This is a genomic window from Paenibacillus vietnamensis (assembly GCF_020169515.1).
Taxonomy (GTDB): domain Bacteria; phylum Bacillota; class Bacilli; order Paenibacillales; family Paenibacillaceae; genus Pristimantibacillus; species Pristimantibacillus vietnamensis.
The window spans coordinates 62,890-85,815 of sequence record NZ_JAHMHW010000001.1 but is presented as its reverse complement, the minus strand read 5'-3'; the positions used below and the strand labels follow the sequence as shown (position 1 = coordinate 85,815).

Below are 22,926 nucleotides of genomic sequence, written 5' to 3'. Positions count from 1 at the left end.
CTGCTTTAATGAATGAATGGTAGTGTATATGCCTGCTAGCAGACAAAGACGGAGAATGCCCTCCTTATCTTGACTCACTGACACTTTCAGCAGACCACCGGTTAACCTCGATTGTTATCTTCTCTCCTCCCAGCTTATGCCACTCTTCGACAAACCGGTCGAATTCATCGATTGACCTGCCTAAAATAATATCGATAAACGTATCGTGCTGCAGATCATCAAGCAACGATTTCTTCCCGATCATCGTTTCCGTTGGAGCTCCAACGAAGCTTTCGTACAATAGCTGATTCTTTTTTTCGTATCGATCAAGGATCGAAAAAGCTCCCGAAGGACCGTAGGTCCGCTCCCATCCCCATCCGGATTCGGCGTCCCCTTTACCGGACAAATAAGTATCGATATTTTTCTGTATCGCCTTTGCTTCATCCTTCAGCACCGAAGCATCACCGGTTCGGCGGGCTTCGTCGAGCTGGCGGTAGGCATCGAGATTTTTTCTCGCCGGATATGGGCTTACCGGAGAAAGCTGCCATACAGGGAACGGTGTGCTGTAGTAGGTTTCATATTCAGCCGTTTCGCCCCAATTTTTCTCGAGATGCAAATTAAAAAGCTTTACGATGGCTTCGGGATGTTCAAAGTCTTTTCTTACGGCAAAAAAATCGTTTGTGCTGAAACGTAACGGAACCTTTGGCGCTTTGCCTGTTGCGGAAACGATCGGAAAAGCCTGCCAGCTTGCTTCCGGGTCAGTCTCACGGCTCGCCTGAACGAGAAACGACGCCCACTGCTCGCCGTACAGCATGCCAATCTTCCCTGCGGCGACCTGCTCCTTTACTTTAAGTCCGTTCTTAAATCCGAATTCGCTGTCGATTTGACCGTTACGGTACATATCTTGCAGGGCTTTCAATGCCGTTTTCACTTCCGGCTGTACTCCCCCGAACACAAGCTTCCCCGAATCGTCTTTGATCCATAATCTCGGAAAGGCGTCATATCCGGCCATAAACGCCGTTAATCCCATCACGGGATCCCATAAATATTGAGTGACGGCAAGCCCTAACGTGTCTTTGGCACCGTTTTGGTCCGGATCATTTTGTGTAAACGCTTCCGAAATAGCCAGTACATCATTCATCGTCTCAGGCGGTTTCATGCCAAGGCGGTCCAGCCAATCCGTCCGGATCCATATATATTGGGCCCCTTCAATGGAAGAGGCCGTTTCCGGGATTCCCATCAGCTTGCCGTCGATCGTTGCCGTATCGAACGGTCCGCTCCCTTCCTGGCTAAGGATTTCCTTAGTCAGCGGAGTTGCATATTCCGCATAAACACCGGACAAATCCTGAATAAGTCCGGCATTGCTGAGCAATCTCAGCTGCTCCGCGTTGACTTTCACCACATCGGGAATATCTCCCGATGCAAGCGCAACGCCTAATTTTTGATAAAAAAGGTCGCCCTTGGCGGTCCATTCATACTTGATTTTTATTCCCAGCACCTGTTCGTAGAGACGTGTCCAGGTATTATCCTCGAAGGTTTGGCCGGGGAACTGGCTGACGAGGTCTTCCAAGCCGTCGCTTTTTTCCCGCACAAAGGTCACTTCAATCGGAGGGTTATATCGACTAAGCCCTCGTTCCTCATATACCATGCCGGTACCGGTCTGATCTGGAATTTGATTATTTGCACTGTTGCTTTGGCTGCAGGCCGACAGGAGTTGAACGGACAATGCTGCAGTCAGCAAAAGCTTGGTCTTATTCATTCTTGATATCCGCAACAGATGTGTCCCCACCCTCGCATTTCATGATATGGACCAGCTTTATTTATCATTATCCAAAGTAGTTTGCAAACTTGCAAGATGCAAATCTTTATTTCGTTACCTATTCTTTACGATCTGTAAATCATTCTTCAATAGCGATATTTGAAAGTCTAATAGAATGTAAAAGACCTTGCAAGCCGTTAGAAACACCGGCCAGCAAGAGTCTTTTATGAAACGTATCCAAAGCCCAGGATCGTAAACCGCTTGTTTTCATACCCGGACGCCATCCTTATTTCTATTTGATGTTCCTTGGAAACTTCCTCTTGATACAAAATCACCGCGTTGCAGTGCGTCCAGTTAACCTCATGCGGATCCGCAACCTTCGCCAAATGCCCGTCCACCCGGATTTCCGCGTTCCCGAACTCACTGCTTCCCGAATCCTTAAACACAAGGATGAGGCTTTTGCTGCAAACGGTCATCCGGAAGCTCTCGCTCCCTGTTCCGGCCGAATGCATCCAGTTGTGGGGAAACTGCTTCGACCCATAAGGATGGTCATCCATTTCCGCCATCTGCAGTTCGGAGTCCGTTTCCAGAAAACCTCCCGCTTCGATCTTGGCATAACCTTCACAATTGCTCCTATCCAGCAGACGCATGCCTACGAATTCATTCCCGATGACCGGAGCTTTCCCAGTGATGATGTCGTCCGGATTTTCAACCGATTGATCGGTTTCGGCGAACAAATGGCCGAGGCAATCCGCCATAACCGTATGTCCGTCATTGGTAGGGTGATAAATATCATAAAAAAATTGCCGTTTGGAGATGATGTTTCCTTCCGCTTTAGTCAACCGGAACTGCTCGACCACCGCATCCTTCACACTGACCATGGGGAGATTATAATGCAACCCTATAGGGGCAAGCCTGTCCTGCAAATTCCAATCATTCATGAAAACACTGAACAGTAAAATCACGGCCGGCTTGCTGGCGGCGGATAAAATGTTTAAGCACAGACTTTCGAAGCACTTGCCCTTCGTTTCGTCGCCGGCATCGTTGACGGCAAACTCGACGACTACGATATCCGGATCGACGGCGCCGTCTCTCAAAATATCCCGATCATACCGAACGATCCCCAGTTCGGACGGCGTCCCCCCCACTCCGCCTTTTATAAAGTGAATGTTGCTTCCGTCTTCCTTACCAAACATGTCCTTGAATAGGCTGTACGACTTGTAGGCGTAGCATTTCGTATGAAGTGGTTTAGCCCCCGCTCCTTGTGTAATAGAGCCGCCGATATAGGCGATGGTTACGTCTTCGCCTCTTTTCGCCTTTTCAATCGCCGCCTTCAACCTTTTATTGTTCCCTTTACACAGCAGAGACTTGGCAATCATCTCCCCATATTCGTTCGAGCCGAACGCTACCGGCGGTTCGATCGCAATCTCCGGCATACGGTACCTGTCATGAAGGTAGAAGATGACGGTGGCCGTCGCAAGTTCACCGGCTTGCTCGAATTCAAAAGCAAACTTTCCGGGAATATCGTCATCCGGGGACCAGGCATAATCCTCCAGCTTGATCAAGATTTCCGTTCCGTCACTTGGACAAGGAATCCGCAGCTTCGTGCCCGACTCGTATTTGTTCGTTTTTCCCCAATTTTGCAGAACAAAATCGACGGCTGGAGGAACCTCCTTATATGTCTTTACGGATACTCCGATACTGTGGACCAATTGACGTAATCCTCCGCAATTGCTCAGGAGCCCCAGAATTTCCTCATCTTTAACGCCGCCGGTAAATTGGGCGATATCCGCTAATCGCCCTTCCAGAAAAATGTCCTGCGAAGGCTTTCCGCCGCTTCGAGGCGATGCTTCCATGACTGACTCGAACATGATGAAGAAGCTGCTGCGCTTGGCAACGGGATCCTTTGGCGCCTCAGGTCCCGAATTCTTTTTCATTAAGCCCTTTTCTGCCATTCTACTATTCCTTTCCCTCGAACCGTAATGGTTGTCATACCTTCTCATTTAATTGAAGCTTTTTCACCGCCGGCTTCCGCCGCAAGCGTGCGCATGCCAGCTTCCAGCGTCCGGATGATACGGTCCGTGTCGTAGACGCAGCCCTGCCAAGTTCCGCCGCTAGCCGCCTGCAGCGCTGCCCATAGACGGGTATCGTCCGGGAGCTCCGGATCCTCCGCCAAAGAGGGATGCGGTTCTCTCGAGGCGAGGATCGCGGATCCCGCCTCCGGCGTGTCCGGCAGCTCGCCGCAGCCGACCATATGAATTGATCCTTCCAGCTTGCGCGTGTCGATGCGGATAACCACCCAATCTCCATCCCGCAAACGCCCGACAGGGCCGCCTGCAAGCGCTTCCGGCCCGATATGGCCGATGCACGCACCAGTCGACACGCCGGAGAACCGGGCGTCTGTCAAGAGCGACACATGCTTGCCGAAGGTCAGATGCTTCAGCGCAGAAGTCAGCTGGTACGTCTCCTCCATCCCGGTTCCCGACGGACCGCGTCCGATCAGCGCCAGAATGTCTCCAGCCGAGATGCCGCCTGTCTTGATCGCGCGGATCGCGTCACGCTCAGTCGTGTACACCTTGACCCGTCCGACATGCCGGAAGACGCCCTCGGCGTCAAGCACCGACGGGTCGATGGCCGTCGACTTGATGACGGAGCCTTCCGGCGCGAGATTGCCGGACGGGAACGTAACGGTCGGCGTTAAGCCGGCCGCCCGTGCTCGATCAGGGCTGAAGATGACCGTATCCGGGTCGATGCCTTCCCGCTCCGCAAGATAGGCGCGCATGCGATGCCGTCGCTCGGACGACTCCCACCAATCCAGCGTTTCGTCCAGCGTGACACCGGCCGCGGTGAGCACGCTTACATCAAGAGCGCCGATCCGCCGGAGATGGAGCATAACCTCCGGCACGCCCCCGGCAAGAAACACGCGGACTGTCGGATGAGGCACAGGTCCGTTCGGCAGTACGCTGACCAGCCGCGGAACGCTGCGGTTGACCGCTGCCCAATCCCCGGCGTTTGGCACCGATAGACCAGCCGCATGAGCGATCGCAGGAATGTGCAGCAGCAGGTTCGTCGAGCCGCCAAAGGCCGCATGAACCGCCATGGCGTTACGGACAGACGCGTCTGTTAGCAGGTCGCCAAGCGTGAGGCCCTTGCTTGCAAGTGCCATTGCCGCGCGGGCGGATTGGCGCGCCATCTCCGTCCACACCGGTTGGCCCGACGGGGCCAGAGCGGCGTGAGGCACGGTCATGCCGAGTGCCTCCGCCACGACCTGCGCCGTTCCCGCCGTTCCGAGGAACTGGCAGCCTCCGCCCGGCGTCGCACAGGCGCGGCAGCCGAGATCGGCAGCCTCCTCCAGCGACAGCTCGCCGTTCGCGTAACGGGCGCCGATCGTCTGGATTTTGCCGGCATCCTCCCCGTGCGTCGGCGGCAGCGTCACGCCGCCCGGTACGATAACGCCGGGAAGATTCTTCATTCCGGCAAGCGCCTGCATCATGGCCGGCAGTCCCTTGTCGCACGTAGCGACGCCCACAACTGCCGCACGAGTAGGCAGCGAGCGGATCAGCCGGCGCATCACCATTGCCGCGTCGTTGCGATAAGGCAATGAATCGAACATGCCCGGCGTACCCTGCGAGCGTCCGTCGCACGGATCGCTAACGTGCGCTGCGAACGGGATATTGCCGGCCCTGGAAATCTCTTCCGCCGCCGCCTTCATCAACAGGCCGATCTCCCAGTGGCCGGTGTGATAGCCAAGCGCGGCAGGCGTACCATCCTCGTTGCGGATACCGCCGAGCGTGCCCAGAATAAGCACCTCCCTGCCCTGCAAGCGGTCGGCCCGCCAGCCCATGCCGACGTTCTGGCTCCAGCCGAACAAATCGCCGCTTGGCGCGTTCAGCAGAAGCTCCGGCGTCAGCGGGAGCTTGCCTGACGGACCCGGCGCATGCGTTTCCACCTCGAAATAATCCCCGCCGTCCGGGCCCATTACGTTTGTTAACAGATCTTCCATCGCGCGTTTTCCCTCCCGGTTATGGCTTCATGAATACCGTTTTCACCGATGTGTAAAACTCGATAGCCGCCTGTCCCTGCTCACGCGAATGGGAGCTCGAACCTTTCATTCCTCCGAAAGGCGCCTGCAGTTCCACGCCCGCCGTCTCGGCGTTCACCCGGACAAGCCCTGCATCCGTTTCCTGAACGAACTTCAGAGCATTTCCCAGATTGCTCGTATAAAGTGAAGCGCTGAGCCCATATTCCGTATCGTTCGCGAGTTCAATCGCCTCATTAAGGTCGCGAGCCTCGATCAATGCCAGCACCGGCCCGAAAATTTCCTCGCGAGCAATGGACATCTTCGAGGTCACCCGGTCGAACACGGCCGGTGTGACGAAGTAGCCGTCTGCGAGCGACGGATCGTCCGGCCGCTTGCCGCCGACAAGCAGCTCTGCGCCTTCCTCCCGGCCCTTGCGAATGTAACCAAGCACGGTTTCGTACTGCTTCCGGCTGGCGCACGGGCCAAGCCAAGTCTCCGCGTTCAAGCCGTCGCCGACACGGAGCGTCTGGACCTTGTCGAGCAATTTTGCCCTGAACGTCTCGTAAACGTCGCGTACGACGATAACCCGGCTCGTTGCGGTACACTTCTGGCCGGTTGAGCGAAGCCCCCCGCTGATCGTCGCATCAACCGCCAGCTCCAGATCGGCGTCGGCGGCGATAATAATCGGATTTTTACCGCCCATCTCCAGCTGATACTTCGCCCCGCGAGCCAGAGCTGTCTGGCCCACACGCTTGCCGACCGCGTTCGAGCCCGTGAATGTTACGCCGTGAATGCCCGGGTGCTCCGCGATCCCCTGCCCAATGACGGCGCCGTCGCCGATGACCATATTCACTACGCCCGCCGGTAAACCGGCTTCATCGAAGCAAGCCATGATCAGCGAGGCGGTGACAGCCGTCTCGGCCGCCGGCTTCCAGACGACGGTGTTTCCGTAAACCAGAGCGGGCGCTATTTTCCAAACGGGAATCGCTACAGGAAAATTCCAGGGTGAAATGACTCCGACGACTCCGAGCGGAGCTCGGGTCGTGAACATCAACGCTTCCGCATCCGTTGCCGGAATCACGTCGCCGACCGGACGCATGCCCTCGCCTGCGTAATAGCGCAATATCGCCGCGCCGCGGGCTGTCTCCCCCTTCGCCTCGCCAAGCGTCTTGCCCATCTCCCGCGTCATCGCGAGGCCTATTTCGTCCATACGACTCTCCAGCAGATCGGCCGCTTTGTACAGCAGCGCGCCGCGCTGGGCGCCGGTCAGCTTGCGCCAGGCATGCCGGGCCGCCTCGGCGGATGCGACCGCTTTGTCAAGATCGGCGCGCTCGGAGTCGGGCGCATGGCCAACAATCTCACTGCTGCGGGCCGGATTGCAGCCAGGCTTACGCTTGCCGGAGATCGGCGGCTTCCATTCGCCGCCGATATAGTTATCGATTGCCGGAATTTCCGGGTTCGTTGTATGTTCGCTGAATGCCATTATTTTTTCCCCCTTAGGCGTGAATTGGAGCGGTGTTCAGCTCATCTGTGCAGATTACCGTGTTCACCAGCGTCCCGATGCCTTCGATTTCGATTTCGATCCGGTCGCCGGAGGCCAGCGTGAACTGGTTTGGCGGAACGAGGCAGGTACCGGTAAGCAGAACCGTCCCGTCGAACAGCTCGTTATCCCGCTTCAGGAAGCCGGCCAGATCCTCCAGCTTGCGCTTTAACAGGCCGGTATGAGCCGTTTCTTCAACGACCAGCGCTCCGTCCCGGTAAATGCGGCAGGCAATCGAGAGCGCGTACGGGTCAGCGACCGTCTCCGCCAGCCGGACGAACGGTCCGATCGAGCAGGAACGCTTCCAAATTTTAGCCTGCGGCAGGTAAAGAGGATTCTCTCCCTCGATGTCGCGGCAGCTCATGTCGTTGCCGGCCGTGTAGCCGACGATTACGCCTGAGCTGTCAAGGACAAGCCCAAGCTCCGCCTCCGGCACCTGCCATGTGGAGTCGCTCCGGAGGCATACCGGATCACCGGGGCCGACGGTACGGGCCGCTGTCGATTTCATAAACAGCTCCGGCCGCTCAGCCTCGTACACCTTGTCGTAGAACGTATCAGCGTCAAGCCGCCCCTCCGTCGCCTCATAATTACGCGCCTCTCGGCTGCGTTGATAGGTCACCCCGGCCGCCCATACCTCCGGTGCGTCCAGCGGAGTCGTCAGATTCAGCGTTTCTGCCGGAGAGCCGATCGGAGATAGGCTGCCGAGCAGCGTCTCAACATAGGCGGCGGTTGTCAATCCGGCTGTGCGGGCTTCCGCGACGAGCGTCATGAAGTCCGGCGAATTCAGCCGGTATGCCGCTCCGTCTTCTGTCATCACTCCCAAAAGGGGATGCGAGTTTTCCCGGTAACGAAAGATACGCATAATTACATGGCCTCCAGTATAATTGTTTTATATTATAAAACTATGTTCTTATATCATCATAAACGAAGACCCGGCCAGGATCTTTGCGTATAACCGCGTTATCTTGAACGGTGGCCGAGTCCGCGGGAAATCTGTTCTGAGGTCTCCTGTAAAAGATGGACAAAAGCCTCCAATTCCTCATCGCCGACGGTTGACGTCATCGTAGAGATGCTGATTGCCGCCGTAATGCGGCCGCTGTGGTCGTACACCGGCGCCGCGGCGCAGCGGACGCCCGCTTCATTCTCCTCTCGGTCGTAGGCAATGCCTGCGTTCCGTACGGAGCTCAGCTCCTTCAGAAAGGCCGGCTCGTTCGAGATCGTATGCTGCGTATGAATGGAATAGTCGTATCCCTCCAGCAGCCGCTTAAGCTCGGCCTCCGGCACGTAAGCCGTCAACATCTTGCCGACTGCGCTGCTGTGCAGCGGTACGCGCCGTCCGATCCGGGAATATCGGATCGCGGCTTTGGAGCCTTCAACCTTATCGATATAGACGCCTTCCGCTCCGTCCCGAATGACAAGGTGTACGGTCTGTCCTGTCTTCACGGACAGAGCTTCCATCGGTCCTCTTGCGATTTCCCGGATGTCAAAGCTCTGCAACAGCAGCTGCCCCTTTTCCAGCAGCCGCATACCGAGCCGGTACAGGCCGTTCTCGTCCTGTTCAATGTAGCGGTGATGCTGAAGCGTCTTAAGCAGAGAATGCACGGTACTCTTATGCAGGCCGACCCGGGCGCTGATCTCGGTTATTTTCAACACTCGGTTATGCTCGTCAAACAGATCCAGAATAGTAAGCGCCCGGTCGAGTGATTGAATGATCGGCATGTTTTGCGCCCTCCTTTCGTTTTATATTATAAAACCATGTTCTTATATATTGTACCAAACGACCGGCAAGGTCGTCTAGCTGGTTTTCGCCTTTGAAATTAAGGTGTCCCCCTCGCGGAATCACGATATTCCTGAGGTGACATCCCGGTTGCTTTCTTGAAAAAACGAGTGAAGGATTGCGGAGAATCGTAGCCGACCCGATTTCCAATCTCCTGGATCTTCATCTCCTCTGTAGCAAGAAGCTCTTTCGCTTTCTTAATTCGTACAACTTCGATGTACTCTGACACGTTCAAGCCCTTCTCCTGTTTAAAAAGGCGAGAGAGATAAGAAGGGTTAAAATGAACGAACTTTGCCAATCTGACAAGGGAGAGTTCTTCATCGATATGCATCTCTATATAAGAGCAGACTGCTTCCATGGCTTCAGCCGCTCTGTTGCTCTCGACATTTCGTCTGAGCGAGAACAGCAGTTCAGCCGTTCTGGAAAGGTATTCAAATCCTTCCTGCCAAGAGAAATGCGCATCAAAGCGCATCAATCCTGCTGTCGGAACTTGTTCGTTCAGCTGCCTGCGATTAACATACGACAAAAGCACCAATGCCAATGAATAGTAGAACTCCATAGCTTGAGCGCCTTCCGCCAGCCTTTCGTTGATAATGGGCTTATACAGCTCCTGCAGGAGCTCCATGAAAGCGTCTCTTCGCCCGCCTTCCAGATGGCCGGCAAGTTGTTCGAACTTCTCACTGCGCACCCTCTCTTTCATCTGCCCTGTTGAATGATTTTCTTCGATCTGAACAGTCATGATCATATTTGCACCATCGCCCGCTCGGTTATATTGCAATTGCCTGATCCGGTCATAGGCATCGGGTAACGTTTCCCATTCAACAATTGTCCCGCAAACGGTAAAAGCCGACTCTAATTGAAGCGATTCGAAACAAACCTCTTGGATATGCTCCAGCGTACCCTCAAGAAACCGTACAACTCTTTCATAAGCCTCAAACGATTCAACGGGCGAGCAGTCATCTTCCGGCTGAATCAGCCACAGCAGGTCGCCATACCTGTCGATCAGACCAACACATCGCGTTTTTTCTCTCAGATAGCTGTCTCCAAGAAACTTGACAGCTAGCGCCGCTTCCTGCCGCTCGGCAAACGACGGCAGTATCTTTGTCCGAATCAAACTGCCCAGAACGACTAGAATAGGCTTTTGCGGATCCAGCAAAATATTCAGCTTCCGGAAGTCTTCCGTTCTCGCTGACGACATGCCGTCTCCCGTTCCGAACAACACATGACGGAAATAATCGCCTTGTGCCAGTGTCTCAAGGGTATTGCGCTGCTCCCTCGCCTGCTGCAAAAGATGATCCGTCTTCCGCTCGCCTTCCAACTCGCGTATAACATCACGCACCTCGGCGATGACTTTGGCATTGCCTTCCGTTTTCAGTAAATAACGGACGCCCCATACCTGAATGGCCTTGTAGATGGATTCAAAGTCGTTATACCCCGTCAAAAAAATGATCCGGCATCTCGGCCAGTTTCGGCGAATGATATCCATCAGTTCCAACCCGCCGATTTCAGGCATACGAATGTCCGAGAGGACAATATCGATTCGGGTGTTATCCAGCCACTCAAGCGCTTCACTGCCCGAATATGCCTTATAAATTTCCAGATCCGGTATGCCCAGGTCGTTTAAAATTTCGGTTAATCCATCGGTAATAATCTCTTCGTCGTCCACAACCAGCAATCTATACATTCCGTTAATCCCCTTTCAGCGGCACTCGGATCGCTACCCGGATTCCTCCAAGCTCTCCTCGCGTGACATGCAGCCCGCTTCCCTCGCCGAAAGTAATAACGAGACGGCGATGAATATTGACCATTCCGGTTGTTTCGGAATTATCATCCTGATGTTCTATTAAACGGGAGATTCGCTCAAGCTCCACGTCGCTCAAACCGTTCCCGTTATCTTCAACAATGATACATGCCCAATTTTCTCTTTGTTCAAATTGAACCGATATGAGACCGTTTCGTGCCATCTTTTCCAGGCTGTGTTCGAACGCATTTTCGATAATAGGCTGCACAATTAAACGAGGTACCAGTACCTGCTCGAAAGCTGCAGGCAAATCGTCGAAGCGGACCTCGATCCGTCTGGAAAAGCGAAGCTTTTGAATTTCGGTATACATCCTTGCATGATGAATCTCTTGTTTCAGCGTCACTTCATCCGAAGCATTACGAGTCACAAATTGGAAATATTCGCCGAGCTGAACCGAAAACTGCTCGATCCGCTCATTGTCTCCCCTCTTGGCCATCGTGTTAATGATAAAAAAGCTGTTATAAAGAAAATGCGGATTGATCTGCGATTGAAGCTGCTTCAACTCCGAGCGCTGCGCCATTATTTTCTGGTTGTAGACTTGATCGATAAGTGTTCGCAAGCTCGCCACCATCTGATTGAAACGAGCATAAATATAACGGAACTCATCGTTCGTATTGTGAGCGATGGCAAGCTCGAGATCGCCGCTTTCCAGACGACGGAAGCCTCTCATCAGCTTTAGCAGCGGCTTATGAATAAACTTGTAGGTCGAGAAAGCATAAACCACGATGATGACAAGAGAGACAAACGCAAACAGCCAAGCCCATATATAAAACTTGTCCAGCGGTCTTCGTACGATCCGCTCGGGGATAAACCGGTAAATGGACATGTCAAGATGACTGGAATAGGCATGGGAAACAAAATATCGGCGGCCTCCCAGCTCCAGCGGCACCGATTTTCCATCAGCTATCCGGGAGAGCTTAACGCTCAGTTCCCGCATGCCGTTTGTCCGATCGATACCTTCTCCGCTCACAAGAACTAATCCGGTTTTACCGGAGATAAGCATAGCTGCGCTATTCGGATATATATTGAATTGCTGCAGCGCCTCTTTCAGCTTCATATTGTCGAGTTCAATTTCGACGATGAAGAGCGGGTCTCTTTCTCTCGATCCGCTAGGCTTGGCTGCAATAAGAAGGAGATTCTCTTCCCATCCCGTCAATTGTGTTTGATTTCTAAACTGATCATGAATGACGTAATACCGCTTCTCATCAAAATCTTTTACGCCCTTGACTGCAGAAATCGACTTAGCGATAGTCCGAATATGAACATTTACGTCCAAAATGTAGTTACTGCTGTTCTGTAAAGTAATGAGGCGATCCAGAACCGAATTGATCGATTCCATCCGCTCGATATCCCCCATGGTTTCCCAAATAATAGCAAGCTTGTTCAAATCGCCGTCTTCAAGAAATCCATACTGGAGAAGCTTCATACGCTCAATCTCATTCTCCAGATCGTTTAAATAAAAAGAGATTTGAGAGACGGCAGTCTTCGAGATGTCTTCACTCGCCGTCCGAATGCTCCAGTGATAAATATAAATGCCGAGCAGAACGACAGGTACCATAATCAGCAAGAAGGTTGCAATCAGTCGGATGAAGATCGTATTTCGAAATGAAAATTCGGGACGTTTGGCCAAGACGGTTTCCCCCTGCTCTTTTCCTCCAGTATACCCGATTTTGTATTATGCAAAATGACAGAATTCCATATTCGCAGGGTCTGTTGGCGCTAACCTTTTACGCTTCCAAGCACGATACCTTTGACGAAATACTTCTGCAAGAACGGATAAGCCGCGATAATTGGGAGCGATCCGAGAAAAATTTGCGACGCTTTTAAGGTTCTATCCGAAATCAGAGCCAAATTCAGCAGTTCGTCGCGCGACATCGAGCCGAAATTCATCTGGATGACGATCGTTTGCAAATAGCTCTGCAGCGGATAATGAACAGGATCACCCATCAATATGAGACCGTCGAACCAGCTGTTCCAGTGCTCCACCATCGAGAACAACGCAAGTGTAGCGATCGCCGGCTTGGATATCGGTACATAAATACGCCATAGGGTCGTCCACTGCCCCGCTCCGTCGATAATGGCGGATTCCTCCAGCTCTTTGGGTACCTCACGGAAAAAATTAAGCAGCAGCACGATGCTGAACACCGGAACCGCACCAGGTAACACCAGCGCCCAGATGGAATCGAGCAGTCCAAGCTGCTTTATAGTCACGTACCACGGGATTAGACCGCCGTTGAACAGCATTGTCACGAAGAAAATCCAGGCATACATAAGACGAAACCGGAAATGCTGCGTCTCTTTGGACAACGGATAGGCAACCAGAATCGTAAGCAAAAGATTCAGCGGAGTACCCATGGCGATCCGCTCCAGGGAGATCAGCATCGACCGCCAGAACCCTTCTCTTCCTGCCGTAAAATCGTACGAAGCCAGCGTAAAGTCCACCGGCCATAATTTCACATTTCCTGCGGACGCTGCGGCGCTGGAACTGAACGACAAGGCAATGATATGGATCAGCGGGAGTACACAAAGGAGAGCAATCACAATCAGGAAAGCAGCGTTAATGACGGCGAACCAGTCGAAACGTTTGCCGGTGCCGGGCGAACGGTACGTGACAGAAGAGGCCGATTTTGAAGAGTTACCTGACATGTTGGAACCTCCTAAAATATTCTGTATTTAGCAAAACGGTAGGCAAGGAAATATGAACCTGATATAAGGACGAGCGATACGATTGATTTAAAGAAGCCGACCGCCGTAGCTACGCCGTATTGCGCATCGAGAAGTCCGATCCGGTACACAAACGTATCGAGAATATCACCGCTCTCATACACCTGAGGGCTGTAGAGATTGAACACCTGATCAAAACCTGCATTCAACAGCTGGCCGAGACTTAGCACCGACAACAGCACGATGACCATTCGCATGCCGGGCAGCGTGATATGCCAGGCCTTCTTCCATCGATTCGCACCGTCGATGGTCGCCGCTTCATACAGGCCCGGATCGATTCCGGTAATAGCCGCCAAATAAACGATAGTGCCGTACCCGAAGGTTTTCCAGATATCCGAGACGACCAGCGTAGCCGGAAACCACTTGTTATCCCCCAGGAAAAAAATCGGCTCGATGGAAAGAGATTTCAGAAGCGCATTGACAATGCCTCCGGAAGGAGACAATAGGTCGATCAAAATGCCTCCAAGCACAACCCATGACAGGAAATAGGGAAGATAAATCGTTGTTTGGATGGACCGCTTGAGAGCCTCGTTCTTCAACTCATTCAGCAGGATCGCAAAGATCATCGGTACGAGCAGCCCCAGTACGAGTTTGAAGCTCGAAATGTAAAGCGTGTTCCAGAGCACCTGCCCAAAGCTCGGCAGATCCAATACATAGCTGAAATTGTCCCATCCCACCCATTTTTGCTGACCGAACAGCCCTTTTGCCGGAATAAATTTCTGGAAGGCAATCGTGATTCCAGCCATCGGGATATAAGAAAAGACCACGATAAACAATAAACCCGGTATTATCATTAAGTGAAAAGGAAGCTCTCTCCACATCCTAGCGCTCTTCATAGTATTCTCCTCCGTTGCATGGGCAAAATGAAGGGGAGAGCCACCTTGAAGATGCACCTCCCCTGTCTGCCGCTACTTATTGGATGCGTACCATTCATTTACTTCCTGTGTAATTTGATCGCCGCCGAGCTTCTTCCAATCCGCGACGAATTTATCGAACTCCTCGATCGGCTGGCCCAAGATGATCTTGATAAACACCTCGTTTTGCATCTTCTCCAGCGTTGTTTTGCGTTCAACCATCGTCGGCGTAGGTGCACCTACGAATTTATCAAGGAGAAACTGATTGTTCTTATCGTATTGATCGGTGATACCCATTGAGCCTTCCGGGCCATAGATACGTTCCCAGCCCCATACCGCAAACCCTTCTTCAGAGCCTGTATTGTAGAGCTCAATCTTCTCTTGAATCGTCTTGGCTTCGCCCTTAAGCGTCGACATATCACCGGCTTTGCGGGCAGCATCGATTTGACGGAACGCCTCAAGGTTTTTCTTAGGCGGAGCCGGGGTTACCGGAGACAATTGCCATACGCTTTCAGCATCCTTAGGCGCATAATATTTATCGAACTCAGCCGTGCTGCCCCAGTTTTTCTCCAAGTGCATATTGAAAAGCTTGATTACGGCTTCCGGATGCTCGGCTCCTTTTCTGACCGCGATAAATTTTGTGGTGCTGAACTTCTGAGGCACCTTCGGAGTTTCTCCATTCTCCGAGACGATCGGAAACGCCTTCCATTGAGCATTTTTATCGTTATCCTTGCTCAGCTGGAGAGGCCAGATGGAATTCCATTGTTCGCCATATTCCAATCCGATTTTTCCTGATGCAATCTGCTCTGCCACCTTGCCGCCGTCTTTGGTGCCGAACTCTTTGTCTATCTGCCCTTGCTTCACCATATCCTGCATCACCTGCAGAGCCTTTTTCACCTCGGGCTGGATACTGCCAAACTCAAGCTGGCCGGATTCGTTTTCAACCCAAATATTCGGGTATGCCTTGTATCCAGCCATAAATCCTTCCAGACCCATGGCTCCGCCCCAGAGACCTTTGGACATGCCGATGCCATAGGTATCCTTCTGTCCGTTCCCGTCCGGATCGTTTTCGGTGAACGCTTTCGAAATCTTCAGCACGTCCGCCATCGTCTTCGGAGGCTGGAGTCCGAGCTTGTCCAGCCAATCCGTGCGTATCCAGATGAACATGGAACGTTCAATTGACGGATCTACCTGCGGTATAGCCATCAGTTTGCCGTCGAAAGTTGCTGCGTCGAAAGGGCTTTTCCCTTCCTGCGAGAGAATGTCCTTCGTAAGCGGAGACGCGTATTTTTCGTACAGCTCGGTCATGTCTTCGATCTGGTCCGAATCCGCAAGCTGCTTCAGCTGAATAGCGTTAACCGGAATAATGTCGGGCAGATCCCCGGATGCGAGCGTGACGTTCATCTTCTGCAAGTATTGATCTGAATTATCAGATCCTTTGACGACCCAGTTGTATTTGATCTTGATGCCGAGCTGCTCCTCATACACCCGGGACCATCTGTTATCTTCCAACGTTTCATCTTTCAGAACGCCCAGCACGTTGTTCTCGACGACATCACTCAGGCTTCGTACGGTTGTCACCTCAATCGGCGGATCATACTTTCCTAACGGTTCCGCGACCGTGTCGTTTCCAACAACCGCACCATTGTTGGCATTTGACGAATTTGTATCTGCAGGATCGTTGTTGTTTCCTCCGTTATTGGCACTGCATGCTGAAAGCAGCATAACGGTTGCCAACGCCACCGTCATTCCCTTAGCATAATACTTCTGACGTTTTTTCCCGTTCATTTCCTTTCCCCCATTCTTTTTTGAGTAACCATTTCGTAAATGTTGTGTACGCTTTCATTATATAGACTCCGTATTATTCTTAACAATTTTCTTCTTTTTACTTTGTTAACCCGAATTTACAACATGCAAGCGCTTTCCGAATTTCATATCCAGCAACAAAATAAAAAAGGAAGCTCCAAGAGCTCCCTTCGCCTGTGACTAGCCTAATTCATTGTATTCTTAATAAATCATCCGTTGCTTGTCATCGGCTATGCCCGACTTTCGCAAGAAATAGGTGTTGATTATATCCCGCCATTCCTTGGCGTGCTCGGCTTGGATCCGAAGTTTTTCCATTACCTGATTATAGACACCTTCATCTAGTAGCCCTTCTGCCGTCCGCCAACTGGCCGCGAGCCCCTCGGCCCGCTCCGCCCCTTCGAAGTGCGTATCGTAGATATGCTGAATAACGGTTTTACCGGATTGGAGCCGGTGGGTATAAGGAACGTGGTGGAAAAACAGCAGAAGCTCGTCCGGACACTGCTCAAGCGATTCGTACCGGTCGGATTGCGGGGAATGATACTGTCCTGAATAACCCGTCCCCGTCCTTACAGTCCGGTCAACGCCGATTCCGCTGCAGTCGGCAAAATGATACGTCCCCCACTTCGAATATTCATATCCGTCGACATTGGGTCCGTAATGATGGTTCGGGTTCACCATCCAGCCTACGCCTAGCGGCGCATTGTAGGCTTCATAGATAGGCCATGATTCCATTAGCATGCCGCTAATCGTATCCACCAGCTTCTTATCGCCGCCGAATGTCCGGATCGTCCACTCCCTTGCCAGTTCTTCTGCCTCCAGCCCGGGATTCCAACACAATCGGCCGAAGCCATACAAGTTCGCTTGAGCCAGCGGATGGCCCGTCCAGTTGATGTCGTCGCCGATGTTGGACACGGCTGCGAAACCGCCGACCGGTCTTCCGAATGCTTTTCCGCTTGCGATATCCGCGACCGTCGTCCGATCATCGCTCAATGCACAGGTATTGAATTGAAGGACTTCCTTCCATTGCGGCACCAGATAGCAGAGATGCTTTTGCTGACCGGTATATTCCTGCGTAATCTGCAGCTCCAGCATTTGATTCGTTTGGGTCATGCCCCCGAACAGCGGCGAGACAGGTTCGCGCACCTGGAAATCCATCGGACCGTTTTTGATCTGAAGCAGAACGTTATCCTTAAAGCAGCCGTCCAGCGGCTTAAAATGATCATAGGCCGCCCGAGCTCGGTCGGTTTTGCGATCGCGCCAATCCTGCAGACAGTTATAAACGAAGCAGCGCCAGATGACCAGGCCCCCATGCGGCTCGAGCGCATCGGCCAGCATATTGGCTCCGTCCGCATGATCCCTGCCGTAAGTGAACGGCCCCGGCCTGAACTCCGAATCCGCCTTGACCAGGAAACCGCCAAAGTCGGGCACATGCCGGTAAATGATCTCAGCTTGCTGCCGCCACCAATTACGAACGCCTACATCAAGCGGATCCGCCGTCTCCAGGCCGCCAATCTGGCAAGGGCTCGCAAAGTTGATGCTGAGATAGATCCGTATGCCGTACGCTCTAAAGATATTTGCCACTTTGGCGACTTCCTGCAGCAGTTCCTCTGTAATCAACAGCGTCTCCCGTTCATGCACATTCACATTATTAATCGCAATGGCGTTAATGCCGACAGACGCAAGCAGCCGCGCGTAATCGCGAATACGGGTTTGGTCCGTGACGAATTTGCCATTCCGATAGAAGATGGATTGCCCTGCATACCCCCGTTCGATGCTGCCGTCCATGTTGTCCCATTGATTGATCATCCGAAGCCGGTTCCGGCTGTTCTCCTTGACATGCAGCGAATCGAGACGTTGTCCCGCCTGCATCAAACGCAGTAAATGAAAGATGCCGTACAAAATCCCTTGTTCGGACGGGCTTGTCAGCAAAAGCCGCATCCGCCCGGCTTCCCCCACCGAACGGATGCGATAGCCGTCCTCAAGCAATGGCTCCTCAACTTCTCCATTGTACAGGCTATCCAGCTCGGGCATATTTCCGATAACGCCAATCAGGATGCCAGCTTCCTTGAGATTGTCTTTTCCGATCCGCGGCCGGCTGCCTGTCATTATTCGAATGCCATGCTCCAGTTCTTTAATCGCCGTAATCATGATTTCAGAACCCGGCTGAACCCCTATTTGATCCGTACATTCTCTGTAATGCTCCAATAATTCAGTATCCTCGCACAACGCGTAACGCAGCCATGCCTCATACCCGGAATTCGATTTCATCGTGTGCCTCCCCGATTATCTTTGAATATAGTTGAAAATATTAAAAAGATTAGTCTATTATTTTCATAGAGGAGGCGAATCATTATGGAGCTTGAATTTCATCCACACCTTGTGCCAAATATTTTTTTGTTCGTCGATCGCAGATGTTATCCCGATTGGACGATCCAAAAGTCGAAAATCAGTTTCCACGATCTCACGTTTGTCGTCGAAGGCAAGGCCAACTACTTTATTAACGGAGAAAAATTCACTGCCGAGGCGGGCGATCTTGTCTACGTCCCGGGAGGCAGCGTTCGGGAGGCTCATACGTTCAAGGAGTTCCCGATGCATGCGTATCCGTTCAACTTCTATTGGGCTGAACCGCATAATCATATCCGTCTGCCGTTTGGAGTCGTAACGAAAAATGTGATCACCAAAGAGATTCTTGGCTATATTCGTGATTTTAACCAAGTGTGGATGAACAAACAGCCCTTCTATATGATTCATACGCGTGCTTTGTTCGAGCTCATCCTCTACCGTCTGCTCAGCAACTTTAACCGGCAATCGACGACGCAAACCGATCCGCGGATTACTAAACTGACGGCTTACATCGCGGAGCATTATTCGGAAAATATTACGATTGGCGATTTGGCGGAAAAGGTAAACCTTCACCCCGTTTACTTAGGCAAGTTATTTAAAAAAAACACCGGTTTAGCCTACAAAGAATACATGAACCGCATTCGCATCAATAATGCCGAAATGATGCTGTCGGCGGGCGATTTTACCGTGACGGAAGCCGCGGAACGCTGCGGTTTTTACGATATTTCGTATTTCAGCAATGTGTTCAAGGAAATTAAAGGGTACCCTCCATCTGCCGCCAAGAAACTATAAGATCAAACAGTCCCCGCTGCTGCATGGGGACTGTTTGTGAAACAAAATCATTACTTTTTCCAAATTTCATCAATCGACGCCTGAAACGGCTCTTTATATTTCTCAACGACTGTCGATACCGAAACGCCCTCCATTAATTCACCTGTAAATTCGTAAAAAGGCATAGACGGATACCCGTTATTTGTATCGATAACTTTGATACTTTCTCCGGCCATCTTTGCATTATTAATATCGTCCTCGTTGCTGAATAACGTTTCCAGTGACGCTTGTTTCGGATAGTCATAGATCGAATCAATATCGTTGATCTTCTCATAAAGGTATACCAGCTGCTCAGGGTGTTCGACCGCACTAGGAATCGTCAAGTAGTTAGGAATCGTGTTAGAAGAATGATATTGGGCAGCGCTAGGTCCTTTAGGGAATGGCAGGAAACCGACTTCATGATTCGGCATATCCTTTTTAAAAGCATCCATTTCATAATCCTGGCCTGCAACCATTAACGTGTTGCCTTGGCGGAAAAATTGCCCGGGCTCGGTCCAATCTCCGCCCTCCGTTGGTCTCGCGACAGCCTCGGTTGCGAGTTGTGACAAGAAGTTCAATACCTCCAGCGTTTTGGGATCCTCAAGATTCTGCTTATCCTCGATGACCAAATTCGCTTCATTCGATGCCATGGCCGGTACAAGAAGCGAAGCGGAAGCCAGCCCCCATGTATCCAGCTTGCCGTCGTTATTCGTATCCTTGTTGGCCTCTTTCGCGACCTGAGTGAACGTATCCCAATTCCAGTTGTCTTCATTTACATATTCCTGCAGCGGCTTCAAGCCCAATTGATTCATCAAAGTACGGTTATAGAAAATACCGCCCGAAGCGCCGTTGATACCTGTTCGGAACCCGTAGCCTCTGCCTTCGAACTGAGAGTATTCGTTCGTATACTGCTGTATAAACACTTTCTCGTTTTTCGTGTATTCATCGACCGGCGAGAATAACCCCTGATTAACCAGTGTCGGAATCATCCATGGTCTGGCTACTCGGATAATATCGCCGAGCGGCTCTCCCGCTACCAGCGAAGCCGTTACTTTATTCTGATACTCTCCGTAATCGACTACGACGTATTCCATTTTGAAATTGTGCTTCTGCATCAGGGCGTCCAGATTTTCTTTTTTCTTGATATTGTCCGGATTATCTTCCTTGATCGACTCATCGTACCAAGATACCCATTTGATCGTCCGGCCGCCCATATCGAAATCCATGTCAGGCGTACCGCTCGTTCCTTCTTCTCCTGTCGATTCGTTTCCTCCGTTTTCCGTTGAATTCGTAGCTGCAGGCGTGTTTTCGGCATGATTGCCCGATTCCTTTGTCCCTCCGCCTGCTCCACCGCTGCATGCCGCCATAAACACCAGAATCAAACTACAGAACAGCAGCATCGTCTTACGCTTCCACATATAAATCCCCCTTAGAAAATTGGCTGCAACAAAAAATGCAGCGCTTTCAAATTAGAAGATTGCCATCTGCGCGAATATGTTCCGGTCCTTGCTAGTCTGATGCGAGGCGGCAACTACATGGAAATCATATAATTACTCCTGAAAACAAACCATAGAGGATCTAAACAATATTTGTAATTATTCAAGATGGCTTTAAAAACTATGATTTCACAGGTATGCAGGAAGTAATCGACAGGTTGTTGTCTTGAAACGAAAGCGTTACACTAAAAAAGCGGTTTATCGTACCGGCATCTCCGGCATTTTTATTCGAATAACGGCCTTTAACCCGTTGATCCCGCTCCTTGTCACAAACAAACCGACGCCATCCCCAAACGTTAGGAGAATTCGACGGTGAATGTTAATCATGCCCGTCATTTTATCGAATTCGGCCGTTTGATCAAGCCTGTTTTTTAACGCTTCTATTTCGGAATCGCTGATTCTCCCGTTATCCTCAACAATAATTTGCGCTTCGTTCCGATCCATCTCGAAAGATACACGAAGCAATCCGTCTTCTGTCATTTTGTCAAAGCTATGCTCGTAAGCATTCTCAATGATCGGCTGAACGATCAGTCTTGGCACCGAAATCTGCTCCATTCCCTTCGGCAAATCATCAAATTCTAATCGGATCCGCCTCGAAAATCTGAGATTTTGAATCTCTGCATACCTTCGGCAGTGACTGATTTCTTCCGACAGCCATACATGGTCTTCCCCGTCACGGGTAATGAAACGAAAATACTCCCCAAGCATATTCGTAAATCGTTCGATTCTCTCGACGTCTCCGGTTTTCACCAATGAGTTTAAAATAAAAAAGCTGTTATACAGAAAGTGCGGGTTCATTTGGAATTGCAGCTGTTTAAGCTCCGCCTTACGAATCATCCGCTTTTGTCTTTCATTTTGATCGATAAGCGGTTGAAGGACAAACTTATAAGAAAAGTACGAATAGATGACAAATATGAAAACAGTCCAGTTATTAAAATATAAACTCAGAAAAATCATAGGAACCATTACGATCAGGCAGCTAAATAATAGTCTGGCTAGAATCAACAGGATTACAACTCCTCATTTATTCTATATAGCGGAAAGCCGGTCCGGAGGATGGCGGGGAAAAAAAGAAACCACAATGCGAATGTTCGTTGCATTGTGGCAGTTCAGGCAAAGGCTTCCGAAGTATATCGACTCCTGACTCCTCCTAGCGTTCAAATTCTTTCAGCAAATTCTTGATTGCTTGTACGGCAACGGCAAAACGCTTGGCTCCACCCGGCGGCAGGGTATAACCGGGGGAGTCGGGCTCAAGAGCAGAGAAGTCCGTATAATGCCCGAGATGGGGTTCGAGCGATAAAAAACCTTCGTAGCCCCGTTGATTCAATTCTTGAAGAATCTCTTTTACGTTACCGTCTCCCTCCCCTGCCGGAACAACGTGACCGTCGGCTCTTACGGCGTCTTTGACATGCACATACTCGATATAATTCTTAAGCAGCTCGTAAGCCGCCGGATAGTTTGTTTCCCCGCATTGTACAAAATTGGCGAAGTCGAATATGCCTCTCACGTGATCGGAATGCAAAGATGTCAGAAGATCCAGACATCGTTCAGCTGTATCTCCATATATGCCGGCTTCGTTTTCGTGCAGGAGAATAACGTTATTGTCTTCCGCTACCTTGGCAAATTTCGTCCATCTATCAATTACGTCGGCCCGATAGATGGACGGATCTTCTCCTTTTGGAATATAGAAACTGAACATCCTTATATACTTGCACTCCATGATTTTGGCAGCTTCTACTGTATGCTTGAAAAGCTCGAAGTGAGGTTCAAATTCATCCGTAATTTTGATTTTCCCGATTGGAGACCCTACAGCCGACAGCTGAAACCCTCTTGCGCTGATTTGCCGTTTTATTTCTTTTACTTCTCCCAAGTTATAGGAAACGAGCTGCTTCCCGTTAACCCCTCTCATTTCGATATATTTAATGCCATGCTGCTCCAATACATCCATCTGAGTTTTTAAGTCCGAGTCAATTTCGTCGGCAAATGCGGATAAAATAAATGTGCTCATCGAAACAT

16 protein-coding genes are annotated in these 22,926 nt (G+C 51.2%); 1 reads left to right on the top strand and 15 read right to left on the bottom strand.

From position 1 onward, the window contains the following. Positions 1–64: 64 nt before the first annotated feature. From KP806_RS00355 to KP806_RS00300, 12 genes are all read right to left on the bottom strand, one after another. The gene (locus KP806_RS00355) at positions 65–1,738 is read right to left on the bottom strand and encodes an extracellular solute-binding protein (RefSeq protein ID WP_224721572.1); all 1,674 of its coding nucleotides are present in this window, start codon (positions 1,736–1,738) and stop codon (positions 65–67) included. Positions 1,739–1,962: 224 nt separating this feature from the next. Continuing rightward, positions 1,963–3,675 carry an SGNH/GDSL hydrolase family protein gene (locus KP806_RS00350; RefSeq protein WP_224721571.1) on the bottom strand — a complete coding sequence of 571 codons (1,713 nt, stop codon included), beginning with the start codon at positions 3,673–3,675 and terminating at the stop codon, positions 1,963–1,965. A gap of 62 nt (positions 3,676–3,737) precedes the next feature. Then, positions 3,738–5,741, bottom strand: coding sequence for a YjhG/YagF family D-xylonate dehydratase (locus KP806_RS00345; RefSeq protein ID WP_224721570.1), 2,004 nt, complete (start codon positions 5,739–5,741; stop codon positions 3,738–3,740). Between the two features lie 19 nt (positions 5,742–5,760). Beyond that, positions 5,761–7,242 (bottom strand): alpha-ketoglutaric semialdehyde dehydrogenase GucD, encoded by a 1,482-nt coding sequence (gene gucD, locus KP806_RS00340; protein ID WP_224721569.1) that lies wholly within the window; start codon positions 7,240–7,242, stop codon positions 5,761–5,763. A gap of 13 nt (positions 7,243–7,255) precedes the next feature. Next, the gene (locus KP806_RS00335) at positions 7,256–8,161 is read right to left on the bottom strand and encodes a fumarylacetoacetate hydrolase family protein (protein ID WP_224721568.1); all 906 of its coding nucleotides are present in this window, start codon (positions 8,159–8,161) and stop codon (positions 7,256–7,258) included. Between the two features lie 98 nt (positions 8,162–8,259). Then, positions 8,260–9,018, bottom strand: a complete 759-nt coding sequence (locus KP806_RS00330) for an IclR family transcriptional regulator (RefSeq protein ID WP_224721567.1) — start codon at positions 9,016–9,018, stop codon at positions 8,260–8,262. 98 nt (positions 9,019–9,116) lie between these two features. Then, positions 9,117–10,742 (bottom strand): response regulator transcription factor, encoded by a 1,626-nt coding sequence (locus KP806_RS00325; RefSeq protein WP_318153454.1) that lies wholly within the window; start codon positions 10,740–10,742, stop codon positions 9,117–9,119. Between the two features lie 22 nt (positions 10,743–10,764). After that, entirely contained in the window at positions 10,765–12,507 is a 1,743-nt protein-coding gene (locus KP806_RS00320; RefSeq protein WP_224721565.1) for a sensor histidine kinase, read from the bottom strand. A gap of 89 nt (positions 12,508–12,596) precedes the next feature. Then, the gene (locus KP806_RS00315) at positions 12,597–13,523 is read right to left on the bottom strand and encodes a carbohydrate ABC transporter permease (RefSeq protein WP_224721564.1); all 927 of its coding nucleotides are present in this window, start codon (positions 13,521–13,523) and stop codon (positions 12,597–12,599) included. An 11-nt stretch (positions 13,524–13,534) separates the two neighbouring features. Next, a complete protein-coding gene (locus KP806_RS00310; RefSeq protein ID WP_224721563.1) occupies positions 13,535–14,437 on the bottom strand; it encodes an ABC transporter permease in 903 nt (300 codons plus the stop codon). A gap of 72 nt (positions 14,438–14,509) precedes the next feature. Then, positions 14,510–16,243 (bottom strand): extracellular solute-binding protein, encoded by a 1,734-nt coding sequence (locus tag KP806_RS00305; protein WP_224721562.1) that lies wholly within the window; start codon positions 16,241–16,243, stop codon positions 14,510–14,512. A 219-nt stretch (positions 16,244–16,462) separates the two neighbouring features. Next, positions 16,463–18,529, bottom strand: a complete 2,067-nt coding sequence (locus KP806_RS00300; protein WP_224721561.1) for an alpha-glucuronidase family glycosyl hydrolase — start codon at positions 18,527–18,529, stop codon at positions 16,463–16,465. 84 nt (positions 18,530–18,613) lie between these two features. Here KP806_RS00300 and KP806_RS00295 point away from each other — a divergent pair, with 84 nt between their 5' ends. Continuing rightward, positions 18,614–19,396 (top strand): helix-turn-helix domain-containing protein, encoded by a 783-nt coding sequence (locus KP806_RS00295; protein ID WP_224721560.1) that lies wholly within the window; start codon positions 18,614–18,616, stop codon positions 19,394–19,396. Between the two features lie 50 nt (positions 19,397–19,446). Here KP806_RS00295 and KP806_RS00290 read toward each other — a convergent pair whose 3' ends face one another. The 3 genes from KP806_RS00290 to KP806_RS00280 form a co-directional block, all read right to left on the bottom strand. Continuing rightward, entirely contained in the window at positions 19,447–20,832 is a 1,386-nt protein-coding gene (locus tag KP806_RS00290) for an ABC transporter substrate-binding protein (RefSeq protein ID WP_224721559.1), read from the bottom strand. Between the two features lie 276 nt (positions 20,833–21,108). Then, positions 21,109–21,747, bottom strand: a complete 639-nt coding sequence (locus tag KP806_RS00285; RefSeq protein ID WP_397376339.1) for a sensor histidine kinase — start codon at positions 21,745–21,747, stop codon at positions 21,109–21,111. A 313-nt stretch (positions 21,748–22,060) separates the two neighbouring features. Further along, positions 22,061–22,918: a sugar phosphate isomerase/epimerase family protein gene (locus tag KP806_RS00280; RefSeq protein ID WP_224721558.1), complete on the bottom strand. Its 858-nt coding sequence runs from the start codon at positions 22,916–22,918 to the stop codon at positions 22,061–22,063. Positions 22,919–22,926 lie beyond the last annotated feature (8 nt).

Coding starts and splice junctions, on each gene's coding strand:
- KP806_RS00305 (WP_224721562.1), bottom strand. CDS start 16,243: ATGAACGGGAAAAAACGTCAGAAGTATTATGCTAAGGGAATGACGGTG.
- KP806_RS00315 (WP_224721564.1), bottom strand. CDS start 13,523: ATGTCAGGTAACTCTTCAAAATCGGCCTCTTCTGTCACGTACCGTTCG.
- KP806_RS00280 (WP_224721558.1), bottom strand. CDS start 22,918: ATGAGCACATTTATTTTATCCGCATTTGCCGACGAAATTGACTCGGAC.
- KP806_RS00295 (WP_224721560.1), top strand. CDS start 18,614: ATGGAGCTTGAATTTCATCCACACCTTGTGCCAAATATTTTTTTGTTC.
- KP806_RS00350 (WP_224721571.1), bottom strand. CDS start 3,675: ATGAAAAAGAATTCGGGACCTGAGGCGCCAAAGGATCCCGTTGCCAAG.
- KP806_RS00310 (WP_224721563.1), bottom strand. CDS start 14,437: ATGAAGAGCGCTAGGATGTGGAGAGAGCTTCCTTTTCACTTAATGATA.
- gucD (WP_224721569.1), bottom strand. CDS start 7,242: ATGGCATTCAGCGAACATACAACGAACCCGGAAATTCCGGCAATCGAT.
- KP806_RS00285 (WP_397376339.1), bottom strand. CDS start 21,747: ATGATTCGTAAGGCGGAGCTTAAACAGCTGCAATTCCAAATGAACCCG.
- KP806_RS00355 (WP_224721572.1), bottom strand. CDS start 1,738: ATGAATAAGACCAAGCTTTTGCTGACTGCAGCATTGTCCGTTCAACTC.
- KP806_RS00335 (WP_224721568.1), bottom strand. CDS start 8,161: ATGCGTATCTTTCGTTACCGGGAAAACTCGCATCCCCTTTTGGGAGTG.
- KP806_RS00345 (WP_224721570.1), bottom strand. CDS start 5,741: ATGGAAGATCTGTTAACAAACGTAATGGGCCCGGACGGCGGGGATTAT.
- KP806_RS00290 (WP_224721559.1), bottom strand. CDS start 20,832: ATGTGGAAGCGTAAGACGATGCTGCTGTTCTGTAGTTTGATTCTGGTG.
- KP806_RS00300 (WP_224721561.1), bottom strand. CDS start 18,529: ATGAAATCGAATTCCGGGTATGAGGCATGGCTGCGTTACGCGTTGTGC.
- KP806_RS00330 (WP_224721567.1), bottom strand. CDS start 9,018: ATGCCGATCATTCAATCACTCGACCGGGCGCTTACTATTCTGGATCTG.